The 25580-nt window shown below is 74.3% G+C and carries 24 protein-coding genes and 1 rRNA gene; 5 read left to right on the top strand and 20 right to left on the bottom strand.

What is annotated here, in order from left to right; translation table 11 throughout:
- Positions 1 to 7 precede the first annotated feature (7 nt).
- From LIV55_RS00125 to LIV55_RS00110, 4 genes are all read left to right on the top strand, one after another.
- Positions 8 to 457, top strand: a complete 450-nt coding sequence (locus tag LIV55_RS00125) for an NUDIX hydrolase (protein WP_229298830.1) — start codon at positions 8 to 10, stop codon at positions 455 to 457.
- A gap of 73 nt (positions 458 to 530) precedes the next feature.
- Positions 531 to 2753, top strand: a complete 2223-nt coding sequence (locus tag LIV55_RS00120; protein ID WP_229298829.1) for an MMPL family transporter — start codon at positions 531 to 533, stop codon at positions 2751 to 2753.
- A complete protein-coding gene (locus LIV55_RS17060; protein ID WP_229298828.1) occupies positions 2750 to 3511 on the top strand; it encodes a GNAT family N-acetyltransferase in 762 nt (253 codons plus the stop codon). Before LIV55_RS00120 ends, LIV55_RS17060 begins: the two co-directional genes overlap by 4 nt.
- A 112-nt stretch (positions 3512 to 3623) precedes the next feature.
- Positions 3624 to 4463: an alpha/beta fold hydrolase gene (locus tag LIV55_RS00110; protein WP_229298827.1), complete on the top strand. Its 840-nt coding sequence runs from the start codon at positions 3624 to 3626 to the stop codon at positions 4461 to 4463.
- A gap of 52 nt (positions 4464 to 4515) precedes the next feature.
- Here LIV55_RS00110 and LIV55_RS00105 read toward each other — a convergent pair whose 3' ends face one another.
- From LIV55_RS00105 to aspS, 3 genes are read right to left on the bottom strand one after another with little or no spacing between them, the layout of a single operon-like run.
- Complete coding sequence (locus LIV55_RS00105; protein ID WP_229298826.1) at positions 4516 to 5190, bottom strand: thiopurine S-methyltransferase; 675 nt, start codon at positions 5188 to 5190, stop codon at positions 4516 to 4518.
- Positions 5191 to 5194: 4 nt separating this feature from the next.
- Complete coding sequence (locus LIV55_RS00100) at positions 5195 to 5818, bottom strand: HAD family hydrolase (RefSeq protein ID WP_229298825.1); 624 nt, start codon at positions 5816 to 5818, stop codon at positions 5195 to 5197.
- Positions 5815 to 7638: an aspartate--tRNA ligase gene (gene aspS, locus LIV55_RS00095; protein WP_123091952.1), complete on the bottom strand. Its 1824-nt coding sequence runs from the start codon at positions 7636 to 7638 to the stop codon at positions 5815 to 5817. The genes LIV55_RS00100 and aspS overlap by 4 nt, the downstream gene beginning before the upstream one ends.
- Before the next feature lie 169 nt (positions 7639 to 7807).
- Between aspS and LIV55_RS00090 the strand changes: the two genes are divergently transcribed.
- On the top strand, positions 7808 to 9352 hold the full coding sequence (locus LIV55_RS00090; RefSeq protein ID WP_229298824.1) for a hypothetical protein: 1545 nt from the start codon (positions 7808 to 7810) through the stop codon (positions 9350 to 9352).
- Between the two features lie 24 nt (positions 9353 to 9376).
- Here the strand turns inward: LIV55_RS00090 and LIV55_RS00085 are convergent, their stop codons facing one another.
- From LIV55_RS00085 to rrf, 17 genes are all read right to left on the bottom strand, one after another.
- A complete protein-coding gene (locus tag LIV55_RS00085; RefSeq protein WP_123091604.1) occupies positions 9377 to 9877 on the bottom strand; it encodes a PadR family transcriptional regulator in 501 nt (166 codons plus the stop codon).
- A 78-nt stretch (positions 9878 to 9955) separates the two neighbouring features.
- Positions 9956 to 10387 carry a YchJ family protein gene (locus LIV55_RS00080; RefSeq protein WP_123091951.1) on the bottom strand — a complete coding sequence of 144 codons (432 nt, stop codon included), beginning with the start codon at positions 10385 to 10387 and terminating at the stop codon, positions 9956 to 9958.
- Positions 10384 to 11028, bottom strand: coding sequence for an NUDIX domain-containing protein (locus LIV55_RS00075; protein ID WP_123091603.1), 645 nt, complete (start codon positions 11026 to 11028; stop codon positions 10384 to 10386). Before LIV55_RS00075 ends, LIV55_RS00080 begins: the two co-directional genes overlap by 4 nt.
- The gene (gene pyrG, locus LIV55_RS00070) at positions 11025 to 12758 is read right to left on the bottom strand and encodes a CTP synthase (protein ID WP_229298823.1); all 1734 of its coding nucleotides are present in this window, start codon (positions 12756 to 12758) and stop codon (positions 11025 to 11027) included. The genes LIV55_RS00075 and pyrG overlap by 4 nt, the downstream gene beginning before the upstream one ends.
- Before the next feature lie 11 nt (positions 12759 to 12769).
- Positions 12770 to 13894 carry a glycosyltransferase family 4 protein gene (locus tag LIV55_RS00065; RefSeq protein ID WP_123091601.1) on the bottom strand — a complete coding sequence of 375 codons (1125 nt, stop codon included), beginning with the start codon at positions 13892 to 13894 and terminating at the stop codon, positions 12770 to 12772.
- Positions 13891 to 15480 (bottom strand): lipid II flippase MurJ, encoded by a 1590-nt coding sequence (locus LIV55_RS00060; RefSeq protein ID WP_163562363.1) that lies wholly within the window; start codon positions 15478 to 15480, stop codon positions 13891 to 13893. The genes LIV55_RS00065 and LIV55_RS00060 overlap by 4 nt, the downstream gene beginning before the upstream one ends.
- Positions 15477 to 16328 (bottom strand): hypothetical protein, encoded by an 852-nt coding sequence (locus LIV55_RS00055; RefSeq protein ID WP_191563661.1) that lies wholly within the window; start codon positions 16326 to 16328, stop codon positions 15477 to 15479. The genes LIV55_RS00060 and LIV55_RS00055 overlap by 4 nt, the downstream gene beginning before the upstream one ends.
- A complete protein-coding gene (locus LIV55_RS00050) occupies positions 16325 to 17290 on the bottom strand; it encodes a copper transporter (RefSeq protein WP_123091599.1) in 966 nt (321 codons plus the stop codon). The genes LIV55_RS00055 and LIV55_RS00050 overlap by 4 nt, the downstream gene beginning before the upstream one ends.
- A complete protein-coding gene (gene steA, locus LIV55_RS00045) occupies positions 17287 to 18471 on the bottom strand; it encodes a putative cytokinetic ring protein SteA (protein ID WP_123091598.1) in 1185 nt (394 codons plus the stop codon). The genes LIV55_RS00050 and steA overlap by 4 nt, the downstream gene beginning before the upstream one ends.
- A gap of 71 nt (positions 18472 to 18542) precedes the next feature.
- Positions 18543 to 20288, bottom strand: coding sequence for a DNA repair protein RecN (gene recN / locus LIV55_RS00040; protein ID WP_229298822.1), 1746 nt, complete (start codon positions 20286 to 20288; stop codon positions 18543 to 18545).
- Positions 20285 to 21199 (bottom strand): NAD kinase, encoded by a 915-nt coding sequence (locus LIV55_RS00035; RefSeq protein WP_068276314.1) that lies wholly within the window; start codon positions 21197 to 21199, stop codon positions 20285 to 20287. The genes recN and LIV55_RS00035 overlap by 4 nt, the downstream gene beginning before the upstream one ends.
- Entirely contained in the window at positions 21196 to 22047 is an 852-nt protein-coding gene (locus LIV55_RS00030; RefSeq protein WP_229298821.1) for a TlyA family RNA methyltransferase, read from the bottom strand. Before LIV55_RS00030 ends, LIV55_RS00035 begins: the two co-directional genes overlap by 4 nt.
- A complete protein-coding gene (locus LIV55_RS00025; RefSeq protein ID WP_229298820.1) occupies positions 22040 to 22255 on the bottom strand; it encodes a hypothetical protein in 216 nt (71 codons plus the stop codon). Before LIV55_RS00025 ends, LIV55_RS00030 begins: the two co-directional genes overlap by 8 nt.
- Complete coding sequence (locus LIV55_RS00020; protein ID WP_229298819.1) at positions 22252 to 23097, bottom strand: hypothetical protein; 846 nt, start codon at positions 23095 to 23097, stop codon at positions 22252 to 22254. The genes LIV55_RS00025 and LIV55_RS00020 overlap by 4 nt, the downstream gene beginning before the upstream one ends.
- Before the next feature lie 54 nt (positions 23098 to 23151).
- Positions 23152 to 24159 carry an HAD-IIA family hydrolase gene (locus LIV55_RS00015; RefSeq protein ID WP_229298818.1) on the bottom strand — a complete coding sequence of 336 codons (1008 nt, stop codon included), beginning with the start codon at positions 24157 to 24159 and terminating at the stop codon, positions 23152 to 23154.
- A complete protein-coding gene (locus tag LIV55_RS00010) occupies positions 24156 to 24899 on the bottom strand; it encodes a tetratricopeptide repeat protein (RefSeq protein ID WP_191563667.1) in 744 nt (247 codons plus the stop codon). Before LIV55_RS00010 ends, LIV55_RS00015 begins: the two co-directional genes overlap by 4 nt.
- A 467-nt stretch (positions 24900 to 25366) precedes the next feature.
- Positions 25367 to 25483: ribosomal RNA gene (gene rrf, locus LIV55_RS00005) — 5S ribosomal RNA — on the bottom strand.
- Between the last annotated feature and the right edge of the window lie 97 nt (positions 25484 to 25580).

Genomic DNA, 25580 nt, shown 5'->3' with positions numbered 1-25580 from the left:
TCGCCGCATGCCCCGCACGAGCGCCGGACTCCTCCCCTACCGTCACGACGGCGAGCGCACGCTCGTCTTCGTCGCCCGGATGGGCGGACCGCTGTGGGCCCGCCGAGAGCGTGCCTGGAGCGTCGTCAAGGGCGAGCACGACGCCGACGAGGAGCCGTTGGCCGCCGCCGAGCGCGAGTTCCGCGAGGAGGTGGGCGTCGACCCACCGCCCGGTCCCCGCACCGACCTCGGCGAGGTCCGTCAGTCCGGCGGCAAGCGGGTGCACGTCTGGGCGGTCGAGGCGGGCGCCGAGCTCGCCTTCGTCGCGAGCGAGACCTTCGAGATGGAGTGGCCGCCCCGCTCCGGTCGACGCCAGTCCTTCCCCGAGGTCGAGACCGCGCAGTGGCTCGACCTCGACGCCGCCCGCGAGTGCCTCGTCGCGGCACAGACCGACTTCCTCGACCGGCTCCCGCGCTGAGCCGCCAGCGCCGAGCCACCCGCGCCGAGCCACCCGCGCCGGGCGACCCCCGCCCACCTGGCACGATGTCCCGGTGACGCGCACCCCCACCCGCCGCTCGGCGCTCTACCGGTGGGGCGTCCTCACCGGCCGCCGCCCCTGGGCGGTCGTGACGACCTGGCTGGTCCTCGTCGTCCTCTCCTTCGCCACCGCGCTCGGCGCGGTGACGGGCGAGGGCCTCTTCGACCGGCTGCACTCCGGCGACATCGTCGCCCCCGGCGAGGCCGACCGGGCGAGCGCCCTCCTCGACAGCGCGGGCGGGGGCGGCTTCACGACCGACACCCTCCTCGTCGAGGGCGTCGCCGACCTCGACGACCGTGAGGTCGCCCGCGGCAACGCCGACGCGGTGCAGGCCATCGCCGACGTCGACGGCGTCGCCTCCGTCGTCAACCCCTTCGTCTTCGAGCAGGGCCCGCGCGACCCGGCGGCCGCCCCCTTCGTCACCGGCCCGGCCGACGACCCCGACGGCTTCGCGACGGTCGTCACCTACGACGACGGGCTCGGCGACGCCGAGCTCGAGACGGCCCGCGCCGAGGTGAGCACCCAGCTCGACGAGGTCGTCAGCGCGTCGCGGGCCACCGACAGCCAGCGCGGCAGCGTCCAGGCTCTCGTCGACGCGATCATCGGCCAGGTCGGCTCGGACATGAAGACCGGCGAGGGTCTGGCCCTGCCCGTCTCCTTCGCGATCATGGTCGTCGTCTTCGGCGGCTTCCTCGCCGCCGGGCTGCCGATCCTCGGCGCGGTCGCCTCGATCGGCGGCGCGCTCGCCACCCTCTTCGGCTTCGCCCACGTCATCGACCTCGACGCGACGGTCGTCAACATCGTCACCGTCCTCGGTCTCGGTCTGTGCATCGACTACGGGCTGCTCGTCGTCTCACGCTTCCGCGAGGAGGCGCGCGGGGTCCTCGACGGCGCCCCCGCCGACACCCTCACGCCCGCCGACGTCGCCCACATCACCGGGCTCACCCTCGACCGTGCCGGACGGACCGTGATCTTCTCCGCGGTCACGGTGGCGATCTCGCTCACCGGCCTGCTCTTCTTCCCCGTCGTCTTCATGCGCGCGTCCGGCGCCGCCGGCGTCTCCATCGTCGTCCTCGCGCTGCTCGTCGGCGTCAGCCTCATCCCGGCGCTGTGCGCGCTCTCCGCGCGCCGCCTCCTGCGCCGCGGCACCGAGCAGGCTCCAGACGAGGGTGTCTTCTCCCGTCTGGCGAGCGGGGTCCAGCGGGTGCCGTGGGCGGTCATCGCCGTCGTCCTCTCCCTCCTCGTCACCCTCGCCCTGCCGGCCCTGCGCCTGCACCTCACCTCCTCGGGCCCGGAGATGCTGCCGAAGGGGGCGCCCGAGCGGACCTTCTTCGAGACCTTCCGCGAGGACTACCCCGACCTCGCCGGCGCCGACGTCACCTACGTGACGACGGCCCCCGAGGCGGAGGTCACCCGGTGGGCGAAGGGGGCGGCGAGCGACCTGCCCGGCCTCGTCACCGACCCGGTCGTCGAGACCGTCGGCGAGGCGGGCTCCGGCACCCAGGTGCGCGTCGTCGAGCTGCGCACCGGCGACGGCGGGCTGGGCGACGCGAGCCGAGACCTCGTCGACGCCCTGCACGAGGAGCGGCCCCCCTTCGCCGGGCACATCGGCGGCCAGGCCTCGGGGCTGCACGACTTCACCGACGTCATCGCCGAGCGGGCGCCCTACGCGGTCCTCACCGTCGTGCTCGCGACCTTCCTGCTCCTCTTCCTCATGACCGGCTCGCTCGTCGTGCCGCTCAAGGCGCTCGTCATGAACGTCGTCTCCCTCGGCGCCTCGCTCGGCGCGCTCGTGTGGGTCTTCCAGGACGGCCACCTCGAGGGGCTCCTCGGCTTCAGCTCGACGGGCGGGGTGGAGGCCTCGATCCCGATCCTCGCCCTCGCCTTCGGCTTCGGGCTGTCGATGGACTACGAGGTCTTCCTGCTCTCGCGCGTCGTCGAGCTGCACGAGCAGGGGCACCCGACGGACGAGGCGGTGCGGCTGGGCCTGCAGCGCTCCGGGCGCATCATCACGAGCGCCGCGCTGCTCATGGTCGTCGTCTTCTCCGGCTTCGTCCTCGCGCAGGTGCTCGCCGTCAAGCAGACCGGCGTCGCCCTCGTGCTCGCCATCGTCATCGACGCCACGCTCGTGCGGATGCTCCTCGTGCCCGCGACGATGTCGGTGCTCGGCGAGTGGAACTGGTGGGCGCCGCGGTGGATGAAGGGCCTGCACGAGCGCGTCGGGATCACCGAGTGAGCCGGGTGCAGGACATCGGCTCGAAGCCCGATCTGCTCGCGCTCACCGACGACCTGCCCTACGTGCGCTGGGACACCGACCCGCGCGTGGAGGCGAAGGGGGTGCGCACACCGGCCGGGTGGGCGGCAGCCTTCGTGCGGCCGACCCATGCCCACGGCACGGCGATGAACCTCGTCGCGAGCTGCGACGAGCTCGCCGTCGAGGTCATGACCGACCCGGCGACGAGCCGGTGGCTCGACCGCACGGGCTGCACCGGTGTGACGATCCAGACCGAGCGGGCCGCGGCGGTCGTCGCCGGGCTCGGGGGCGACCTCGGCGACTTCGTGCAGTGGGAGTGGATGGTCACCACCGAGGTGCCCCCGGCGCCGAGGGTGCAGGTGGTCGACCTGCCCGAGGAGCACGCCGCGGAGATCACCGACTTCATCATGCGCGAGAACCCTCGCACCGACGGGCGACCCTTCGCCTGGCCCGGGCAGCGGTGGCTCGGGGTGCGGGACGACGCCGGCGAGCTGCTCGCCGCGGGCTGCCGCGCGCACACCGGAGCCGGTCACCCGCTCCTCACCGGCATCGTCGTGCGCGGCGATGCGCGGGGGCAGGGCCTGGGTCGCGAGCTCACCGGCGCGCTCACCCGCCTCGGGCTCTCGGAGGCGCCCGTGTGCACCCTCGAGCTCTACAGCGACAACGCCGTGGCGCGCCAGCTCTACACCGATCTCGGCTACGGGCAGACCGCGGCCTGGACCTCGGGCGCGAGGCCCTGACCTGGGCAGACGCGACCCTGGACAGGGGGCCTCACCCATCCAGGGGCGAGGCCGGCGCCGAACTAGCGTCGTCAGAGCACCGCCCCGCACCCTCTGCCCTAGGAGCACCTGCATGCCCGACATCACCGTCGACAAGCGCACGATCCGCCCCGACGTCTCCGTGCACGTCGAGGACACCGGAGGGACCGGCCGGCCCGTCGTCCTCATCCACGGCTGGCCCCTCTCCGGAGCCTCCTGGTCGGAGCAGGTCCCCGCGCTCACCTCGGCCGGGTACCGCGTCATCACCTACGACCGCCGCGGCTTCGGGCAGTCCGACAAGCCCAAGACCGGATACGACTACGACACGCTCGCCGGCGACCTCGACGCGCTGCTCGTCGAGCTCGACCTGCGTGACGTCACCCTCGTCGGCTTCTCCATGGGCGGCGGCGAGGTCGCCCGCTACGTCGCCAATCACGGCGAGGAGCGGCTGCGCAGCGTCGTCTTCGCGGCGGCGGTGCCCCCGATGATGATGAAGACCCCGGGCAACCCCGACGGGCCGCTCGAGCCCGCCGAGGCGGCGAAGATGACCGCCTCGCTCACGGCTGACAAGGACGCCTTCTTCGACCAGTTCACCACCGACTTCTTCTCGGTCGACGGCGAGCTCAAGGTCACCGAGGAGCAGCGCCAGGAGGCGATCGCGCTGTGCCAGCAGGCCGACAAGGTCGCCGCGCTCGAGGCGATGCAGTCCTTCGGCATCAGCGACTTCCGCGAGGACCTGCCGAAGGTCACGGTGCCGACCCTCGTCGTCCACGGCGACGGCGACGGCACCGTCCCCTTCGAGGGCTCGGGCGCCCGCACCCACGCGGCGATCCCGCACAGCGAGCTGCACGTCATCAGCGGTGGGCCGCACGGCATCAACGTCTCGCACGCCGACGAGCTCAACCGCGTCCTCGTGGACTTCCTCTCGCGCTGACGCGACTCGCACGAGGCCCGGTCACCGCTCCCGGTGGCCGGGCCCGCGCGCGTCAGGCTCCCCGTGGACGAAGGGCGGTCGCGACCTCCTCGACACCGCGCACCCCCGCCTCGACGAGGCGGGACGAGCCGCCCCGGGCGGCGAGGTCGACCCGCTCGAGGACGTCGACGTCGTGGGTCGCGCCGAAGAGCCGCTCGACCTCCTCGACGGGCACGCTGAGCGGCGGGCCCTCGAAGGACCCCTCGTCGTACTCGAAGGTGATGACGAGCATCGGCACCGGGGCGGGCAGCACCGAGCGCAGGTGCTCGGCGTACCGGTCGCGCAGCGTCTCGGGCAGCGCGACGAGGCTGGCCCGGTCGTAGACGGCGGCGACGCCCTCGACGTCGTGCGGCGTGAGCTCGAAGTGGTCGCCCTGGTAGATCGTGATCCCGGGCGCCGCGTAGACCTGCCGCTCCCCCACCTGCTCGACCCGGGGCTCGAGGCCGCGCGTGGCGAAGAAGGAGTCGACGGCGATCTCGCTCAGCTCGGTGCCGACGACCTCGTGGCCGGCCGCGAGCAGGTGGTCGAGGTCGACGCTGCGACCGCACAGCGGCACGAGGACCCGCGAGCCGGGCGCGAGGTCGAGCGCCGGCAGGTGCTCGACGAGCAGGTCGTTCGGACGCGGCTGGTCGAAGGCCGTGCGGCCCTCGGCCCACGCCTGGCGCCAGAAGTCGAGGTCGATCTCCACCTGCTCATGCTCCCACCGCGACCAGCCCCGGCACGAGGGGCTCGAGGTCGCGTCGCAGCCCGGCGGCCCCGGTCGCGGGGTCGTGGCGCACGGCGCGGATGCCGAGCGCGGCCGCCGCCTCGACGTTCGCCGCGACGTCGTCGACGAAGCCGACGTCGTGGGCGGGCACGCCGAGCGCGTCGAGGACGCGCTCGAAGAAGACCGGGTCCGGCTTGGCCACCCCGAGCAGCGAGGAGTAGAAGGAGCCGTCGACGAGCGCGTCGTACCCCATGACCTCGCGCATGTGGCGCACGCGGTGGTCCTGCTGGTTGGTCGCCAGGTGGCAGCTCACGCCGCGCGAGCGCACCTGCTCGAGCACCTCGACGGCCTGCGGGTCGAGCTCCACGCTCTCCCACATGGCGAGCAGCTCGGGCACCTCGACCGGGCGCGACCCGGTCGCGCCCTCGTGCTCGACGAGGGCGATCTCGAGCGCGGCGGCGAGGGTGGTCTCCCCGCGCAGGGCCGGACCCTCTGCCGCGAAGACCCGGCGGGCCAGACCGGGGCCGCCGCGCTCGTCGAGCGCGGCGCCCCAGTCACGGGCCGTGTGCTGCAGGACCCCGTCGCAGTCCCACAGCAGGACCGAGATCACGACTGCGTCGGCGACACCTCGGGCGCACCGAGCGGGGCCTCGTCGCTCTCGGGGGTGGCGTCGATGCCGGCCTCGGCGCGCTGCTCCGGGGTGATCGGGGCGGGCGCGTCGGTCAGCGGGTCGTAGCCGCCGCCCGACTTCGGGAAGGCGATGACGTCGCGGATCGAGTCGGCCCCGAGGAGCAGCATGCAGATCCGGTCCCACCCGAAGGCGATGCCGCCGTGCGGAGGGGCGCCGAACTTGAAGGCCTCGAGGAGGAAGCCGAACTTCTCCTGGGCCGACTCCGCGTCCAGGCCCATGACGGAGAAGACGCGCTCCTGGACGTCGCGGCGGTGGATACGGATGGACCCGCCGCCGATCTCGTTGCCGTTGCACACCATGTCGTAGGCGTAGGCGAGCGCCTCACCGGGGTTGGTGTCGAAGGTGTCGAGGTACTCCGCCTTCGGGCTGGTGAAGGCGTGGTGGACCGCGGTCCAGGCACCCCCGCCGACGGCGACGTCACCGGCGGCCACGGCCTCGCTCGCGGGCTCGAAGAGGGGCGCGTCGAGCACCCACACGAAGGCCCACGCCGACTCGTCGATGAGTCCGCAGCGCTTGCCGATCTCGACGCGGGCGGCGCCGAGCAGGGCGCGGCTGCTCTTCGGGGCACCGGCGCCGAAGAAGATCGCGTCGCCCGGGGCCGCACCGACGTGCGCCGCGAGACCGGCCTTCTCCTCCTCGGAGATGTTCTTGGCGACGGGACCACCGAGCTCGCCGTCCTCGCCGACGGTGACGTAGGCCAGCCCCTTCGCGCCGCGCTGCTTGGCCCACTCCTGCCACGCGTCGAACTGACGACGAGGCTGGCTCGCGCCGCCGGGCATGACGACGGCGCCGACGTACTCGGCCTGGAAGACCCGGAAGGGCGTGCCGGCGAAGTACTCGGTGCAGTCCGTGAGCTCCTGGCCGAAGCGCAGGTCGGGCTTGTCGCTGCCGTAGCGCGCCATCGCGTCGGCGTAGGTCATCCGGGCGAAGGGGGTGCTCAGCTCGACCCCGATGGTCGCCCAGACCGCCTTCGCCACGGCCTCGCCGAGCTCGAGGACGTCGTCCTGCTCGACGAAGCTCATCTCGATGTCGAGCTGGGTGAACTCCGGCTGGCGGTCGGCGCGGAAGTCCTCGTCGCGGTAGCAGCGCGCGATCTGGTAGTACCGCTCCATGCCGGCGACCATGAGCAGCTGCTTGAAGAGCTGCGGGCTCTGCGGCAGCGCGTACCACTCGCCGGGCGCGAGGCGCGCGGGGACGAGGAAGTCGCGGGCGCCCTCGGGCGTGGAGCGGGTGAGCGTCGGGGTCTCGATCTCGACGAAGTCGCGCTCGGCGAGGACCGAGCGGGCCGCGGCGTTGACCTTGCTGCGCAGGCGCAGACCGGCGCCGGCGGAGGTCGCACCAGGGCGGCGCAGGTCGAGGTAGCGGTGCTTGAGGCGCGCCTCCTCGCCGACGGTGACGCGCTCGTCGATCTGGAAGGGCAGGGGCTCGCTGGCCGAGAGGACCTCGATGGTGCTCGCGACGACGTCGACCTCACCGGTCGGCAGGCCGGGGTTGACGTCCTTGGGCTCGCGCGGGGTGACCTCGCCGACGACCTTGATGCAGTACTCGCCGCGCAGGCCGTGCGCCGCGCCGGTGAGCACCTCGTCACGGGCGACGACCTGGACGACACCGCTCGCGTCGCGCAGGTCGACGAAGGCGACGCCGCCGTGATCGCGGCGCCGGGCCACCCATCCGGTGAGGGTGACGGTGGTCCCGGTGTGCTCGGCGCGCAGCGTGCCGGCCTGGTGGGTGCGAAGCATGTCGTCCTTGTCGAGGCGGAGGGTCCTGACCGCGGTCGCGGGCAGCACCGGCCAGTCTACGGACAGCGCGAAGGGGTTTTCGGCCACGCCTGACCGCCCACCGCACGGGGCCGTCCCGCTGCGGCGGGGCGCCGACGCCAGGCCCCGGCCGCATCGTTAGCGTGGGCCCGTGACCTGGCCCGACACCGCATCCCCGTCCGCCCGGCCGACCCGACGAGCCGTGCTCGGCTGGGTCGCCGGTGCCGGCGCGGTCGGCGCTGTCGGCCTCGCCGGCTGCACCTCGGTCGACCTGCCCGGTGGCTCGCCCGACGACGAGGCCGCCGCGGGAGCGGTGCCCGTCCCCGACCCGACGTGGCCCGTCGTCGCCGCCGGCGACGCGGCCGCGAGCGCGATCGCGGTGTCCGCGGCCCTGCTCGACTCCTCCCCCGCCGCCGTCGTCCTCCACCCGGACGCACCGGAGCAGGCCGTCACCGACGCAGCCGCGGCAGCGGTCGCCGCCGGGGTCCCCTGCCTCGTCGACGGCCCCGACCTCGGGGCCGAGCTCGACCGGCTCGGCGTCGAGTCGGTCCTGCGGATGGGTGCGCCGGACGAGGAGGCGGGCGGGACCCCCTTCGGGCCGGCCGTGACATCCCGGGAGGGCGTCGACGACCTGCCCCCGGTGACCCGTGACGCCCCGCTGCGCGTCGTGGTGACGACGCCCGACGAGCCCGCCCACGCCGCTGCGCTCGCCACCGTGCGCGCCGTGCTCGGCCAGCACGGGGACAGCGAGGTCCTCACGGCCGACGATCCGCGCGAGGACGAGGTCATGACCTCCCTTCGCCGCCTCGACGACACCCCCCTCGTCGTCCTCGGCGAGGGAGACGACCTCGGTGGCGACGCGCTCGTCGTCGCCGCGGCGATGGCGACCCGTGCCACCGAGCTGCCGACCGGCGGGGTGCTGCCGCTCGGCGGCGACCGCCGGATGATCGCGCTGTACGGCCACCCCGGTGTGCCCGGCCTCGGGCTGCTCGGCGAGCAGGACGTCGACGCCTCGGTCGAGCGGGTCAGCGACCTCGTCGAGGAGTACGCGCAGACGACGGGCGACACCTTCCTACCGGCCTTCGAGATCATCGCGACGATCGCCGACTCCTCCCCCGGCGCCGACGGCGACTACTCCTCCGAGGGCGACCCGTCGACCTACCGGCCCTGGGTCGACGCGGCCCACGACGACGGGGTCTACGTCCTGCTCGACCTCCAGAGCGGGCGGGCCGACTTCCTCAGCCAGGCGAAGCGCTACGAGGAGCTCCTGCTCGAGCCGCACGTCGGTCTCGCCCTCGACCCCGAGTGGCGCCTCGAGCCCGGGCAGCGGCCGCTCGAGCAGATCGGGCACGTCGAGGTCGACGAGGTCGAGGAGGTCGCCGACTGGCTCGCCGAGCTCGTGCGCGAGCACGACATGCCGCAGAAGGTCTTCATGCTCCACCAGTTCCAGCTGCAGATGCTGCGCGACCGCGACCAGCTGCGCACCGACCGCCCGGAGCTCGTCACCGTCGTGCACGCCGACGGGCACGGCACCCCCGAGCTCAAGCAGCAGACGTGGGACGCCGTGCGGGCCGAGCTGCCCGACGGGGTCGAGCTGGGGTGGAAGAACTTCATCGACGAGGACACCCCGACCTTCACCCCGCGGCAGACGATGCTCGACGTCCGGCCGCGCCCCCGCTTCGTGTCGTACCAGTAGACGCGCTCGACTCCTGGCGCGTGCTCACGCGTCGGCGATGAGCCCGCTCCAGAAGTCGACCTGCATCCGCTCGAAGGCCAGCCCGAAGCGCAGCGTGCGACGCGGCCCGGGGTCGAGCCCCTCGGCCTGGCCGGCGATCTCCTCGTACCGGGCCAGCAGCTCCTCGTGGGCGGTGAGCTGCTGGCGGGCCAGACGCTCCGGGTCGGCCTCGAAGTACAGCTTGAGCAGCGCGATGTCGCGCGCCTCGACCTGGGTGTCGACGCCGCTGTCCGCCCAGTCGCGCAGCGCCGCCTGCCCCTCGGGCGTCACGGTGAGCAGCCGGCGGCGGCGGCCGTGCTCCTCCTGCTGCTCGTCGAGGTAGCCCACGGACACGAGCCGCGTGCACTGCACGTAGATCTGCGTGTGCGGCAGGGCGAAGAACGCATTCGTGTGCTGCGCCGCCTGCTTGACGTCATAGGGGGTCGCCTCGCCCAGTCGGTCGATCAGACCCAGGACGAGGTATCCCGCGGTCGAGACCTTCTCCACGCCGTCAGCCTAGGACGGGTGATCCCCTCCGCGTGGCGGGTTTGGACAAAGTCGAGACGACCCGTGACGACGGGCCCGTCAGGCCTGCTCCGCGAGCGCCCCGACGTACACCCATCGCCCGCCGCGGCGGGCGAAGTCCGAGCGCTCGACGAGCTCGCCGTCCTGGCGGTGCTCCCCCTCGCCGGTCGTCCACCGGGCGACGAAGGCGACGACCCCGTGGTCGTCCTGCGGGCCGCCGGCCCGGGTCTGCGTCACCTCGAGGCCGACCCAGCGCAGACCCGGTCCGGGCTCGACGACCTCGGGCCGGGTGCGCGGGTGCCAGGTCCGCCACAGGTGGTCGGCAGCGCGCTGGTCACCCTGCTGCAGCAGGACGTAGGCGGTGTAGCGCGACCGCATGAGGGCCTCGGCGGTGGCCGCGGGCGTGCCGTCGAGGACGGGCCCGCAGTGCTCGGCGAAGGGGGTGCCCGCCCCGCACGGGCAGGCCTGGGCCTGGTCCGCGGCCGGGGTCATCGGCGGCCCGGGTGCTCCGGCCACGGGCTGTCAGCCGGGCGCAGCCCGCTCCAGCCCTGGGCCCGTTGCGCATGGGCCGCGAGGACGGCGATCATGAGCGTCGAGTTGTGCACCGTCCCGGCGAGGACCGCGGCGTGGACCTCGTCGAGGTCGACGCGGCGCACGACGAGGTGGGCCTCTTCGTGCTCGCGCTCGAAGCGCTCGGCCTCGGGCACGGGTCGCAGACCGCGCGCGAGGTAGATGCGGATCGCCTCGCTCATGCCGCCCGGCGAGGTCCACAGGTCGGTGAGCACCGCCCACTCGTCGGCGACGAGGTCGACCTCTTCGGCGAGCTCTCGGCGCGCGCCGACGACGGGGTCCTCGTCGGCGACGTCGAGCAGCCCGGCCGGGATCTCCCAGTCCAGCGCGGCGACGGGGTGGCGGTACTGACGGATGAGGACGACCTGGTCGTCGTCGTCCACGGCGAGCACGGCGACCGCCCCCGGGTGGTCGACGACCTCCCGGGTCAGCTCCTGGCCCTCGTAGACGAAGGTGTCGGCCCGCACGTCCCACACGGCGCCGTCGTGCAGCACCTCGCTGCGCCGGACGTCGGGCGTGACGAGCTCGTCGTGCAGGCCGGGGCCCGCGCCGTCCGTGCTCACGCGGGGGTGACCTCGGCGTCGTCCTCGCGGGCGGCGCCCTCGTCGCGACGGGGGCGCTCGACCTCGACGAGCCGCGCATCGCGCTGCGCCTGGACGGCGGCGCCGACGAGCCCGGCGAAGAGCGGGTGCGCGGCGTCGGGACGGGACTTGAACTCGGGGTGCGCCTGGGTCGCGACGTAGTACGGGTGCACCGAGGTCGGCAGCTCGACGAACTCGACGAGACCGAGCTCGGGGTGCGTGCCGCTGACGACGAGACCGGCCTGCGTCAGCTGGTCGACGTACTCGTTGTTGACCTCGTAGCGGTGACGGTGGCGCTCGGTGACCGACGTGGCGCCGTAGGCGGTCGCCGCGACCGAGCCCTCGAGCAGCTGCGCCGGGTAGGAGCCCAGGCGCATCGTGCCGCCGAGGTCGCCCGCGCCCTCGACGAAGCTCTTCTGCTCCTCCATCGTCGACACGACGGGAGCCGGGGTGCCGGGGTCGAACTCCGTCGAGCTCGCGCCCTCGATGCCGGCGACGTCGCGGGCGTACTCGATGACCATGCACTGCAGGCCCAGGCAGATGCCGAGCGTGGGCACCTGCTGCTCGCGGGCCCAGCGCAGTGCGCCGAGCTTGCCCTCGATGCCGCGCACGCCGAAGCCGCCGGGCACGAGGACGGCGTCGACCCCGCCGAGCGCCTGCTGGGCACCCGCCGGCGTCTGGCAGGTGTCGGAGGCGACCCAGCGGATCGAGACCCGCGCGTCGTGGTGGAAGCCGCCGGCGCGCAGCGCCTCGGTCACCGACAGGTAGGCGTCGGGCAGGTCGACGTACTTGCCGACGAGGGCGACCTCGACCTCGTGCTCGGGCTCGTGGACGCGGCGCAGGAGCAGGTCCCACGACGCCCAGTCGACGTCCTTGAAGGGCAGGCTGAGCCGGCGGATGACGTAGGTGTCGAGCTGCTCCGCGTGCAGGACCTTCGGGATGTCGTAGATGCTCGGCGCGTCGATGCACGCGGCGACGGCATCGGTGTCGACGTCGCACATGAGCGAGATCTTGCGCTTGATGTCGGCGGGGATCTCGCGGTCGGCGCGCAGCACGAGGGCGTCCGGCTGGACGCCGACCTGGCGCAGCGCGGCGACGGAGTGCTGGGTGGGCTTGGTCTTCAGCTCGCCGCTCGGCGCGAGGTAGGGCACGAGCGAGACGTGGAGGAAGAAGGAGTTGTCACGCCCGATCTCGTGGCGCACCTGGCGCGCGGCCTCGAGGAAGGGCAGCGACTCGATGTCGCCGACGGTGCCGCCGATCTCGGTGATGATGATGTCGGGCGCGTCGACGTCGGAGATCCCCGGGCTGCCCGCTGCCGCGGCTCGCATCCGGTCCTTGATCTCGTTGGTGATGTGCGGGATGACCTGCACGGTGTCACCGAGGTACTCGCCGCGACGCTCACGGGCGATGACGCGGTTGTAGACCTGCCCCGTCGTGACGTTCGCGCTGCCGAGCAGGTCGACGCCGAGGAAGCGCTCGTAGTGGCCGATGTCGAGATCGCACTCCGCACCGTCCTCGGTGACGAAGACCTCGCCGTGCTGGAAGGGGTTCATCGTCCCCGGGTCCACGTTGAGGTAGGGGTCGAGCTTCTGCATCGTCACGCTCAGACCGCGAGCGCGGAGCAGATGTCCCAGGCTTGACGCCGTCAGACCCTTGCCGAGGGAGGAGGCTACGCCTCCGGTCACGAAGATGTGCTTGGTGAGTGCCGCCACGGGCTTCCACCTTACGGCACGTCCGGGCCGCCCTCGTACCAGGTGTGCCAGCGGGCCGCCCGCTCGTGCGTGCTCGGCCACGTGCGCGCCCGCTCGCGTCCCCGCTCCCCGGCCTCACGCCGGGCCTGCGTGTCTCGCAGCAGGTCTCGGACGCGGGCGGCGAGCGCGTCGACGTCGCCGACGGGGGCGAGCGCACCGACCCCCTCGACGAGACCGGGCAGCCCCCCGGTGCGGGTGGCGACGACGGGCAGACCGGCCGCCATCGCCTCCTGCACGACGAGGGCCCGAGCCTCCCATTCGCTCGTGAGGAGGAAGAGGTCGGCCGCGAGCAGCCAGCCGACGACGGAGTCGCTCGGCCCGAGGAGGTGGACGTCGGGTCCGGCCGTGGACACGAGGCGACGGCGCAGGTCGTCGTCGCCCCCGCCGACGACGACGAAGGGGGACCCTCCCCGACCCCCGGACCGGCGCGCGACGAGGTCGGCGACGGCGAGGACGTCCTCGAGCCGCTTCTGCGGCGCGACGCGGGCGACGGTGAGCACGACGGGCCGGTCGGTCGGCAGGCCGTGGGCACGCAGGAGAGCGTCACGACGGGCCGCCCGCCACTCCCCTCGGTCGGTGGCGAGGAGGCCCGGCACGAGGGGCGAGGGCACCTCGTCGATCGCGGCACGCCGGGCGCCGAGCTGCTCGGCGAGGTCGACGAGGTCGGTGGACGCCCCGGTGACGAGGTCGGCGCGCAAGAGAGCGGTCCGCACCGCCAGGGTGCCGAGCCGGTGCCGGGCGGAGCGCGGGTCGCCCCGCAGCTCGTTGTGCAGGCTCGTGGCCAGCCGTGGCCTGGCACGGCCGACCCCCGCGAGCAGTGCGGCCGCGACGACGCCCGCCTGGTGGCCGTGGGCATGGACGGCGTCGGCACCTGAGAGCAGCCGGCGCACGGCCGTCGTGCTCTGGACGGTGGGGCCCGCGCCCGTCCGGCCGGGCCACCACGGCACGGCACCGGGCAGGTCGAAGACCGCGTGGGTGCTCTCGGGAGCCACGACCCGCACGTCATCGCCCAGGGCGAGGAGCTCGGCGGCGAACGAGCGCACGTGCGCCCCGATGCCCCCGGCGCTGCGGCCGAGCACGAGGACGACCCGGCTCACGGGCGCCTCCTCACGGCCTCGCGCAGCGTGGGGTCGACCGCGAGGGCCAGCGCCGCGCACACGGCGGCGCAGACGACGCCCAGGCCCGCCGCGGCCCCGACCTGGGCGGCGCCGGTCAGGTCCGCTCGCACGAGCGCCAGCGCGCACACGCCGCCGAGCACGACACCGGCGGCGACGGCACCGGTCAGCCGCAGCAGGCCGCTCGTGCTCTCCTCGCCCCACGCCCGCCGTACCCCGTGGAGGAGCAGCGCGGCCGACAGGGTCATCCCGACGGCAGACGACGCGCCGATGACGGTGAGGGTCTCGGCCGGTCCGTCGGCACGGCTGAGCCACAGCGCGGGCACGACGGCGAGCACGGCCCACCCGGCGGCGACCGACCAGCCGGCGCGCCGGGCGCTGCCGCGCACGAGGAGGGCCCGCAGGGCGAGCGCGACGAGGCTGAAGCCGACGAGACCGACCGCGGTCGTCGCGAGGGCCTGGGGCATCGCCTCGAGCGGCGCGCGACCCGGCTCGCCCCGGCCGGCGCTGCGGTCGAGCATGCCGAAGACCGTGCCGACCCCGGGGGCGCCGGCGACGAGCGCGGCCGCGGCGGCCCCGGACAGCGCGAGGACGACGCGCAGCGCGCGGTTGAGCGTGCGCGCCGCCCCCTCGCCCTCCGGGTCGCCGGCGAGACGGGCGAAGGCCGTGGTGGCGACCGGCACGGCGAGCACGGCGTAGGGCAGGAGGTAGACGGTCTGCGCGTACTGGTGCACGACGAAGGTGCCGTCACCGCCCGAGCGGTTCGCGACGCGCAGGACGGCGAGGAGGGCGAGCTGCTGGGCGACGAGCCCGACGAGCCCGGCACCGGCGAGCTGGCGGGCCCGCGTGCGGTCCTGCGGGGTGAGCGCCCAGCGCGGCCGCAGCCTGATCCCGGCGCGGGCGGCGACGACGAGCAGCGGCAGCGACAGGGCGACCACGCCGAGGGTCGTCCCGATGCCGAGGACCAGCCATCCGGCAGTGGGCAGGACCGCGGTGTCCGCCGGGGTGCTCTCGACACCCCAGGCGTAGGCGAGATAGGTCCCGATGACGACGAGGCTGGACAGCAGCGGCGCGAGCGCGGCGGCGAGGAGGCGCTCGTGCGCCTGGAGCACACCGGCGACGACGACGCCGATGCCGTAGAGCACGACCTGGGGGCTGAAGAGGACGAGCAGCCGGGTGCCGAGCTCGGCGGCCCCGGGCGCCTCGACCCCGTCGAGCAGGACCCTGCTCAGCCACGGCGCGCCGAGCGCGAGGACGAGCGTGACGGGCAGGAGCAGCACGACGGCGAGCGTCAGCAGGCTCGAGCCGACCTCGTCGGCCCGACCGGTGCGTCGGGCGGAGGCGACGAGCGGCACGACGACCGCGGCGAGGACGCCCCCGGCGACGACCTCGTAGACGAGGTTCGGCACGGCGTTGACGCTCTGGTAGACGGTGCCGACGCCGGAGGCCCCGACGGCCAGGGCGAAGGCCACCCAGCGCAGCAGGCCGGCCACGCGAGCGGCGACGGTGACGAGGGCGACCTGCGAGGCGGTGCGCCGCAGCCCCGGGGCCGTCCTCACCTCGGTCACGGCGTGACCGGTGTGACCGGTGCAGGGGTGGGGCGCCCCCACGCGTCGAGCGCCCGCAGCGCGGGCGTGCGGTCGATGACCCGGCTGAAGCTCACCCGCTCCGAGGCCAGGGTGAGCGCCGTCACCGCGGCGAGCACACCGGCGCGTCCGGCGAGCGGCAGCGAGCGCACGAGACCCTGGCCGACGAGGGCGCCGGCGGCGTTCGCGCCGCAGTCACCGAGCATCGAGCGACCCGCGAGGTCGCCCGGCAGCGCTGCGGCCGTCGCGGCGAGACCGGCGACGAGGGCGGGCCGGGCACGGCCCGGAGCGGCGACGAGCAGCGGCGCCCCGATCAGCGCCGCGACCTTGAGCGCCCGGCCGGGGCGCAGGTCGAAGAGGTTGAGGAGGTTCGCGGTGCCCGCGACGACGCCGGCGTCGACGACGAGAGCCGGCAGCCGCGAGGTGAGCGGGGCGTCGTGGTCGTGCTCGACCACCGCGACGACGAGGGCGGTCGCGCCGAGGACGGCGACCTTGACCGCACCGCTCGTGACCCGGCCGCGCCGCAGCGCGCCGAGGTGACCTCGGATCCCCTTCGTCGAGCGGTCGCCCACGAGGTCGTCGACCAGGCCCACCGCACCGGGCACGGCGACGGCGGCCGCGGCCACCGGGTCGGCGGCGAGGAGGGCGCCGAGGGCGACCCCGCCGACCCACGCGGGGCCCTGCGCCAGGGTGACCGGGTCACCCGCGAAGTTCGTGCGGCCGAGCGCGCGTCGCACTCGGGCCGGACCGCGCTCGACCGCGCGCAGCACCCCGTGCACCCCCAGCACCGCCGCCCCGGCGGGCAGGGCCAGGGAGCGCAGGTCGGTCACGGGGCCTCCGGGATGGCGGCGCTGGCGTCGTCGGCGAGGCCGTAGTGGCCCGCGTCGCCGCGGGTCTGCTCGTCGAGGCCGAGGACGACGTCGGCGCGACCCACGGCGCTCTCCGGGGTGTCGACGGTGCTCAGCCCCTCGCTGAGACCGCTGTCGGCGCGTGCGACGGTGACCGGCGAGGCGTCGCCGGAGCCGTAGGTCACCGGACCGGACGTGAGGACCGCCCCCGCGGATCGGGCGTCGAGCGCTGCGGCGAGCTCGACCCACCGGGTCGCCGAGGCGGTGGCTGCTGGATCGGCGTCGGCCGGGGAGTCCTGGGGGTCGCCCGCCACCGGACCGGCGACGACGAGGACGACGTCGGCGGCCGAGGTCGGGGCGTCGCCGCTCACGAGACCGGCGTCGGAGAGCCGCTCGAAGGCGTCGGTGCGCTGGCTGTCGGTCGGTGCGGGCATCCCGTCCTCGCCGCGACCGCCGAGCACGGCGCCGAGCGCCTCGTCCAGCCCCGCGCCGTCGGCGTCGCTGCGCCCGAGCGCGGAGAGCGCCTCGGAGGCGGCGCGCTCTCGCGAGGCCTGGGCATCCTCTCCGCCGGCGACCCAGGAGGCGGCGACGGAGACCGTCGGCTCGACGCTGGCCCCGGAGAGCTCGAGGGTCTCGCGCAGCTCGGCGACCTCGGTGTCGTCGGACTCGGGCAGGCGCACGACGGCGACGGACGTGCCGTCGAGCACACCGGAGACGAGCTGGGGCAGGACCTCCTCGCCGAAGGACTCCTGGGCCTCCCCCGTGCGCTGCTCCTGGGTCAGCTGACGACGCAGGTCGTCCTTGTCCTGGCGCAGCCGCGTGACCTCGTTGGTCAAGGTGTTGCCGATGTCGTCGTTGAGCGGCCCGGCGCCGAGCACGACGCCCATGGACAGCGCGATGAGCACGGCCGCGAGCGAGACCATGTGGTAGCGGAAGTCGATCATGTGACGATCCCCGAGAGTGCGGCCCAGAGGTCGTCCCACCAGGCACCGATGATCTGGAGCAGAGCACGCCCGGTGGGCGTGGCGGACATCGCGACGAGCACCGCGAGCAGCCCGACGAGTGCGAGCCCGACGATCGACCAGGCGGAGATCCTGCTCCGGTAGAGCCGGCTCACCCCCTTCGCGTCGATGAGCTTGCCGCCCACCCGCAGCCGGGTGAGGAAGGTGCTCGACATCCCCGCCCGCCCCTTGTCGAGGAACTCGACGAGGGTGGCGTGGGTGCCGACGGCCACGATGAGGCTGGCCCCGCAGTCGTCGGCGAGGAGCATCGCGATGTCCTCGCTCGTGCCGGTCGCGGGGAAGACGACGAAGTCCTCGACGCCGAGCTGCTCGACCCGCTCGACGCCGGGCGCGCGGCCGTCGCGGTAGGCGTGGACGACGACCTCGGCGCCGCACGTGAGCGTCGCGTCGGAGACCGAGTCCATGTCGCCGACGATCATGTCGGGGCGCAGCCCGAGCTCGAGGAGCGCGTCGGCGCCGCCGTCGACGCCGATGAGCACCGGCTTGTACTCGCGGATGTAGTGGCGCAGCGCCTGCAGGTCTTCCTTGTAGTGGTAGCCGCGGACCACGACGAGAGCGTGCCGGTCGGTGAAGTCCGTGCGCACGTCGGGGATGCCGACGCCGTCGAAGAGGAGGTCGCGCTCCTTGAGCATGTACTCCATCGTGTTCTCGGCGAAGGCCTCGAGCTGGGTGGTGAGGCCGGCGCGCGCGGCGACCATCGCGTCGGCCACTCCGCTGCTCGTGAGGAGCGTTCCGGGGATCTCGACGTCGCCGCAGCGCAGCACCCCGTCGACGACCTGCCCCTCGTCGCCCTCGCTCACCTGGTCGAGCACGTCGCTGCCGACGTCGTCGAGCAGCGGGATGCCGGCGTCGACGATGACCTGGGGACCGAGGTTCGGGTAGCGCCCGGTGATCGACGGCGAGGCGTTGACGACGGCTGCCGGTCGGCACGCGACGAGGGCCTCGCCGCTCACGCGGTCGATGTCCTCGTGGTCGATGACGGCGATGTCGCCGGGGCGCAGCCGCTTCGTGAGGTTCTTCGTGCGGCGGTCGACCCGCACCGTGCCGTGCAGACCGGAGGGGTCCACGTCACGGGAGCGAGATCGGTTCGGGCGCAGCGTCATCCCGGGCATCGTCCCACGAAGGGGGACCGTGCCCGTCCAGGCTCGCGCGCGCAGGGCGAGGGTGTGCGGCCTCACCCTGCGGGACGGCGGCAGGCGTCGAGCAGCTCCTCGGCGTGGCGCAGACCGGCGGAGGTGCCGGCCCCGCCCATCATCCGCGCGAGCTCGGCGAGGCGGTCCTCGCCGCTCACCTCGCTGACGTCGCTCGACGTCACCTCGCCGTCGGTCGACTTGCGCACGACGAGATGGCGGTCGGCGTGGGCGGCGACCTGGGCGAGGTGGGTGACGACGAGCACCTGGGCGTTGCGGGCCAGGGCCTGCAGGCGGGCGCCGACGTCGATCCCGGCCTTGCCGCCGACGCCGGCGTCGACCTCGTCGAAGACGAAGGTGGGCACGCTGGCGCCCGCGTCGGCGACGGCGACCTCGAGGGCGAGCATGATCCGGGAGAGCTCTCCGCCCGACGCGGCCTGGGTGACTGGACGGGCCGGGCTGCCGGGGTTGGCGGAGAGGCGGATCTCGACGACGTCGACGCCGTGGGCGCCGACGACGACCCGATCCCCCGGCTCGAGATCGGCGGCCGGGACGCTGTCCGGACCGTCGCCCGTCGTCGGCGTCACCGAGACCTCGACGACCGCCTGGGGCATGCCGAGGCGGCGCAGCTCCTCCTGCACGCGGGCGCCGAGCCGCTCGGCCGCGGCCGTGCGGGCCGCGGTGAGGTGGGCAGCGCGGCGGGCGACCTCGGCGGCCGCGGACTCGACCTGCTCGGCCATGCCACCGAGACGGTCGTCGGCCTGCTGCAGCTCGAGGACGCGGGCGCGGGAGCGGTCACGACGGGCGAGCACCGCGTCGACGTCGCCCCCGTAGCGCCGGGTGAGCTCGGTGAGGGCGGCCCGGCGGGTGTGCACGGCGTCGAGCCGGGCGGGGTCGACCTCGATGGAGGCCGAGTAGGAGCTGAGATCAGCGGCGACGTCGGCGACGAGCGCGCGCAGCTCGACGAGACGGTCGCGCAAGGGGGCCAGCCCGGGGTCGGCGTCGACGAGCGGGCCGAGCGACTGCTCCGCGGTGGCGAGCAGGGCGAGGGTGTCGGGTCGCTCCGGCAGCTCGCCGTCGGCGAGGGCGGCATGGGCCCGGGCGGAGCCCAGACGCAGGTCGTCGGCGTGGGCCAGGCGCTCGCTCTCGGCGCGCAGCTCGAGGTCCTCGCCCGGGCGGGGGTCGACGGCGTCGACCTGCTCGAGCTGGTAGGTGAGGGCGTCGAGCTCCTGCGCCCGGGCCTGCTCGCTCGTCGTCAGCTCGTCGAGCTCACGGCGCGCGTCGACCCAGGCCCGCCGCGCCTTCGCGAAGGCGGTCGCTGCCTCCCGCACCGGGTCGCCGCCGTAGGCGTCGAGCACCTCGCGGTGCTGGGCGCTCTGGCGCAGCCGCCACTGGTCGGCCTGGCCGTGCAGGGCGACGAGGCCCTGGGTGATCTCGCCGAGCGTGCCGACGGGCACGGTCCGCCCGCCGGCGTAGGCCCGGCTGCGTCCGGTCGAGCGCAGGACACGGCTCACGGTGAGCTCGCCGTCCTCGACCGAGGCGCCGGCGTCGTCCGCGGCGCGCGCCAGCTCGGGGTCGGCGACCTCGAGGACCGCGTCGATCGCGGCCTCCTGCGCCCCGGTGCGCACGAGGGCCGCGTCGGCGCGCGAGCCGAGGAGCAGCTCGATGCTCGAGACGAACATCGTCTTGCCGGCCCCGGTCTCACCGGTGAGCACGGTGAGCCCCGGGTGGAGCGAGACCGTCGCCTCCTCGATGACCCCGAGGTCACGGATGCGGATCTCCTCGATCACTGCGCGCTCTGCCGTCCTCGCCAGCCGGCGACGCTGAGGTCGAACTTCGCGACGAGCCGGTCGGTGAAGGGCGAGCTCGTGAGGCGGGCGAGGCGCACCGGCACGCTGGAGCGGGTCACCTCGACCCGAGCGCCCGGGGGCAGGTCGACGGCCCGACGACCGTCGCACCACAGCACCCCGTGACCCTCGGTGCCGGCGACGAGGTCGACGGCGAGGTGGGCCTGCGGGGCGAGGACGAGCGGCCGGGCGAAGAGGGCGTGGGCGCTGATCGGCACGACGAGGACGGCCTCGACACCTGGCCACACGACCGGACCGCCGGCGCTGAAGGCGTAGGCGGTCGAGCCCGTGGGGGTCGCCATGACGACGCCGTCGCAGCCCCACGTCGACAGCGGACGGCCGTCGATCTCGACCGTGAGGGTGAGCATCCGCTCGCGCGAGGCCTTCTCGACCGTCACCTCGTTGAGCGCCCAGCTGCTGCACAGCAGCTCGCCGTCGAGAGTCCCGGTGACCTCGAGGGCCATCCGCTCCTCGACGGTGTAGGCGCGCCGCACGATGTGCTCGACGGTCGCCTCGAGGTCGTCGCGCTCGGCCTCGGCGAGGAAGCCCACGTGGCCGAGGTTGACCCCGAGCAGGGGCGCCTCGCTCCCCCGGGCGATCTCGGCGCCGCGCAGGATCGTGCCGTCGCCGCCGAGGACGACGACGAGCTCGACGCCGGCCGCGCAGCCCCCGGGCTGGTCGGCATCGGCGGGCACGACGTCGTGGTCACGGCCGAGGGGTCCGTCGAGGAGCTCTCCCGTGGGCAGAGCCACCTCGATGCCCGCCTCGCGCAGGCGGTCGATGACCTGGCCGGCGATCTCGAGCGCCTCCGGCCGGCCGGGGTGGGCGACGAGGAGGATGCGGCGCGTGCTCATCGGGCTCCCTTCGTGTCGGTGCGGGTACGGGTGCCGGTGAGGGCGGCGACCTGCTCGAGCTGAGCCTGCCACGGCATGCCGACGTCGGCCCGCGCGCTCAGCCACAGCAGGTACTCGACGTTGCCCACTCCCCCGGCGATCGGGCTCTGCGCGATGCCGAGGACGCCCAGGCCGAGCTCCGCGGCGTCGGTGAGGACGCCGTGCAGGGCGTCGGCCCGTGCTCGGGGGTCGGTGACGACCCCGTGCTTGCCGAGCCGGGCGCGTCCGACCTCGAACTGCGGCTTGACGAGGAGCATCGCCTCGCCCGCGCCGTCGAGGCAGTCACGGACGGCGGTCAGCGCCAGGCGCAGGGAGATGAAGCTGAGATCGGCGACGACCCGGTCGACCCGTCCGTCGATGTCCGCGGGGACGAGGCCGCGCACGGTGGTCCCGCTGAGGTCGACGACCCGGGGGTCCGCGGCGATCTCGGGGTCGAGCTGGTCGTGCCCGACGTCGAGCGCGAGGACCTCGGCGGCCCCCTGCTCGAGGAGCACCTGGGTGAAGCCCCCGGTGCACGCCCCGAGGTCGAGGCAGCGAGCCGAGGTCACCTGCCAGCCCTGCGGCCCGAAGGTGGTGAAGGCGCCCTGCAGCTTGTGCGCGGCTCGGCTCACGAGGCGGGCGTCGTCGCCCTCGACGAGGATCTCCTCGTCGGCGCGGACCCGCAGGGAGACCTTCGTGGCGGGCCGACCGGCGACGGTCACGGCGCCGCGCGCGACGAGATCGGCCGCCTGACCACGGGACCGGGCCAGCCCCCGGGCGACGAGCGCGACGTCGAGCCGCGCGTCGGCTGGGCTCGTCGGCTCAGTCACCGATGTCGCGCAGCCGGTGCTGCAGGGTCGCGAGCACCGACTCGGCGCTCGAGAGCACCGCGTCGAGATCGGCCGGGTCGGCGGCGTCGAGATCGGCCAGCGCCGCGTCGACGGCGGCGTCTCCCTCACCGGGCGGGGCGACGTCGGCCGGGCTCGGCACGCCGGGCGGCCGTGGCGTCGGCGGCCCCGGCACCGGGTGCGAGCTCATGCCTGGCTGTCGGCACCCGTCGACGGGGCGGCCGACGAGGTCGTGGTCGTGGAGGTGCTGGGGGTGGAGGTGCTGGGGGTGCTGGGTGCGGAGGAGGCCGTCGCCGCGGCGGACGAAGGGGGCGCGCCCGCCCCGGTCTTCGTGGTGGGGGCCGTCGACGTCGAGGCCTTCGTGGAGGTGGCCTTCGTCGAGGCGGCCTTGGTCGCCGGAGCCTTCTTCGCGGGACGGTTCGCCGTGGACGTCGTCGCCGACGCCTTCGAGGCGGAGCGCTTGGCCGGGGTGGACTTCGCCGGGGTGGTCGCCGACGCCGGAGCCTTCTTCGCAGTGCTCTTCGTGGCAGAGCTCTTCTTCGCGGTGCTCTTCGTCGACGGCGTGGCCGGGCTGGTCGTCGTCGCAGCGCTCTTCTGGGCCGTGCTCTTCCTGGCCGTGCTCTTCTTCGGCGTCGTCGTCTTCGGCGTCGTCGTCTTCGGCGTCGTCGTCTTCGGCGTCGTCGTCTTCGCCGGGGTCGTCGCCGCCGCCCGAGCCCGCCGGGGGGTGCTCGAGCTCGTCGTCGTGGCGGCGCGCCGCGCCGGGGTGCGGACCGGTCGGGCCGGTCGCGCCGACCCGTCGGCACTGGCAGAGGAGGGCTCGATGCGGGTCCGCAGCGCCGCCGACGCCCCCGCGAGGTCGCCCTGCTCCTCTTCCGGCCAGCGTCGCACGGACTGCTCCCGGGACGAGGCGGCGTTGGCCTGGGCGCCCGAGACGAGCAGGCCGTCGACGAGTCGGACGACGTCGAGGGTGCGGGAGAGCACCCCGTCCGCCACCGTCAGCGAGAGGTGTACGAGCTGTCGAGCGGGATCCACCGGTCATCTCCTTCGTCGGTCGCGGCACCCGGGCGGGCACGTCGTGCGATCACGCTACCCCGCGGTACCGACGAGCTCGGCCATGGAGTCCCGGCACCACTGCTCGCTCGCTCCTGCGTCTCGAGCGGCCCAGATCGCGTCGAGCGCGGCGCGGAGCGCGTCGACCCCGTCGCCCTCGACATGCAGCTCGCCGCCGTGGACGGCAGCCACGGCCGAGCCCCGGTGATGCCGGCCGTCCTCCACGCGTCCGTAGGGGTAGGGCTCGAGCAGGCCGCGCAGGTCCTCGACGACGTGGTCCGGCCGGGTGGACGGCCCGGCTGCAGCGGCATCGGCCCACCCGTGGACACCGGTGAGGACGAGCAGACCAGCCGTACCAGCAGCCACGGCCCCGCCGAGATCTGTCTCGAGCCGGTCGCCGACGGCGAGCACCCGGTCGGGCGAGATCTCGAGGGACCGGGCAGCGATCGTGTACATCGGGGCGGCGGGCTTGCCCATCACCTCGGGCTCGACGTCGACGGCCAGACGGACGGCACCGACGAGCGAGCCGTTGCCCGGGGCGACACCGCGATCGGTGGGCAGCGTCCGGTCGACGTTCGTCGCGACCCAGCGTGCGCCGTCCTGGATCGCGTAGGCAGCCTCGGCGAGGTCCGCGGCCGTGACGTCGGGGCCGTAGCCCTGCACGACCGCGGCGACGTGCCGTCCTGCACGAGCCGACGGCGCCACGGGGACGAGCCCGGCAGCGGTCAGCGCGTCCGCGACCCCAGGACCCCCGACCGCGAGCACCAGGGCTCCCGGGTCGAGCTCTACGGCCAGCACTCCCGCGGCGGCGGTGGAGCTCGTGACGACGGCGTCGTCCAGAGCGCTGAGCCCTAGCTCCCGCAGGTGCGCCGCGACGTCAGCCGGTGTGCGCGAGGCGTTGTTCGTCGCGTAGACGACCGGCTGGCGCAGCGACTCGAGGACGTCCACCGCGTGCGGCACGGCGATCGCGCCCTTGTAGACCACCCCGTCGAGGTCGCAGATGAGTGCGTCGTACCGCTCGACGAGGGGACGCGCGTCGGTCATGCCGGCGAGCTGTCCTCGTCGACCTCGACGCCGGCCTCGACACCGTCCTCGATGACCTGGATGCCGTCGAGCTCGTCGAGGCGCTCCGCGGCGTCGGTCTCGCCGTCGGCGTCGGCGACGGCTGCCTTGCCGAACCACTCACGAGCCTCGTCACGACGGCCGGCGTCGAGCAGGGCGTCCGCGTAGGCGTAGTAGAGACGGGCCGACCACGGGCGGGGCGGTCCGGCGAGCTTGCCCTGGAGGGCGAGCACCGCAGCCTGGGGCGCGCCCATGTCGCGACGGATGCCGGAGCCGATGATGAGCATCTCGACCTGGTCCTCCGGGCCGAGCGCACGAGCCTCCGGGGAGCGGAGCAGCTCCAGGGCTCGCTCGGGCCGTCCGAGACCACGCTCGCAGTCGACCATGAGGGGCAGGAGGTGGGAGGACCCGCTGAGCCGGCGCACCGTGCGGAACTCGGTGAGCGCACGGGCGTAGTCGCCGGAGCGGTACGCGACGAAGCCGAGGGCCTCACGAGCCGCGGGCACCCGGCCGGCACGACGCACGACCGTCTCGGCGTGCGCGAGAGCTCCGACGTAGTCCTCCTCCTCGAGGCGACGGGCCACCATGACGAGGTGCTGGGCCACCCCTTCGGCGTTCTCCTTGCTCAGGGTGCGCAGCTGACCGCGCACGGAGCGGTCGAGCTCGCCACCGGTGACGTCGTCGTCGATGGCCGGCTCGGGCCTGCGCCCCTGCTTGGGCACGAGACGAGGGCCGCTCTCCCGTGCGTCGCGGTCCGCCCCTCCGCGAGAGGGACGACCGTCGCGATCACGCTGGGCGTCACGGCCACCCGGGCGGTCTGCGCCCGTGCGGCTGTCACGACCCCGGCCCTGGTCGTCGCGTCCGCGACGATCCGAGCCCGGTCGGTCGCCACCGGGCCGACCACTGCTGGGTCGGCCGCTGCCAGGCCGTCCGCCTCCGGGTCGGCCGCTGCTGGGTCGACCGCCGCCGGCTCCGCGCGGCCCGCCGTCCCGATCGCCTCGACCTCGCTCGGGACCGCCTTCACGCCGCTGATCGCTCACCAGCTCACTCCTTCGTCTACCTGGGGCCTTCAGACTAGCCGTGGCCCGGACATGCAAGAAACGCCCGGCAAGACCATCGCTTCTTCGTGAAGAAGAAGGGGTCTCGCGGGGCGTTTCTTGTCCACCCGCAATGGGGGTGGTGAATGGTTGTCCGGCTGCGTCCTACTCTCCCACACCGTCACCAGTGCAGTACCATCGGCGCTGAAGGGCTTAGCTTCCGGGTTCGGAATGGAGCCGGGCGTTTCCCCTTCGCTATGACAGCCGAAACTCTATGGAGATGTATCGGTTGTTTGTTTCCCGACCGTATCTCGGGAACTGGACAGTGGACGCGAAGACTTCTTCTTTTACACCCACCCACGAGGG

This window comes from Janibacter melonis (genome assembly GCF_020567375.1).
Classification (GTDB): domain Bacteria; phylum Actinomycetota; class Actinomycetes; order Actinomycetales; family Dermatophilaceae; genus Marihabitans; species Marihabitans melonis.
This window is presented reverse-complemented; position numbering and strand designations above follow the sequence as displayed.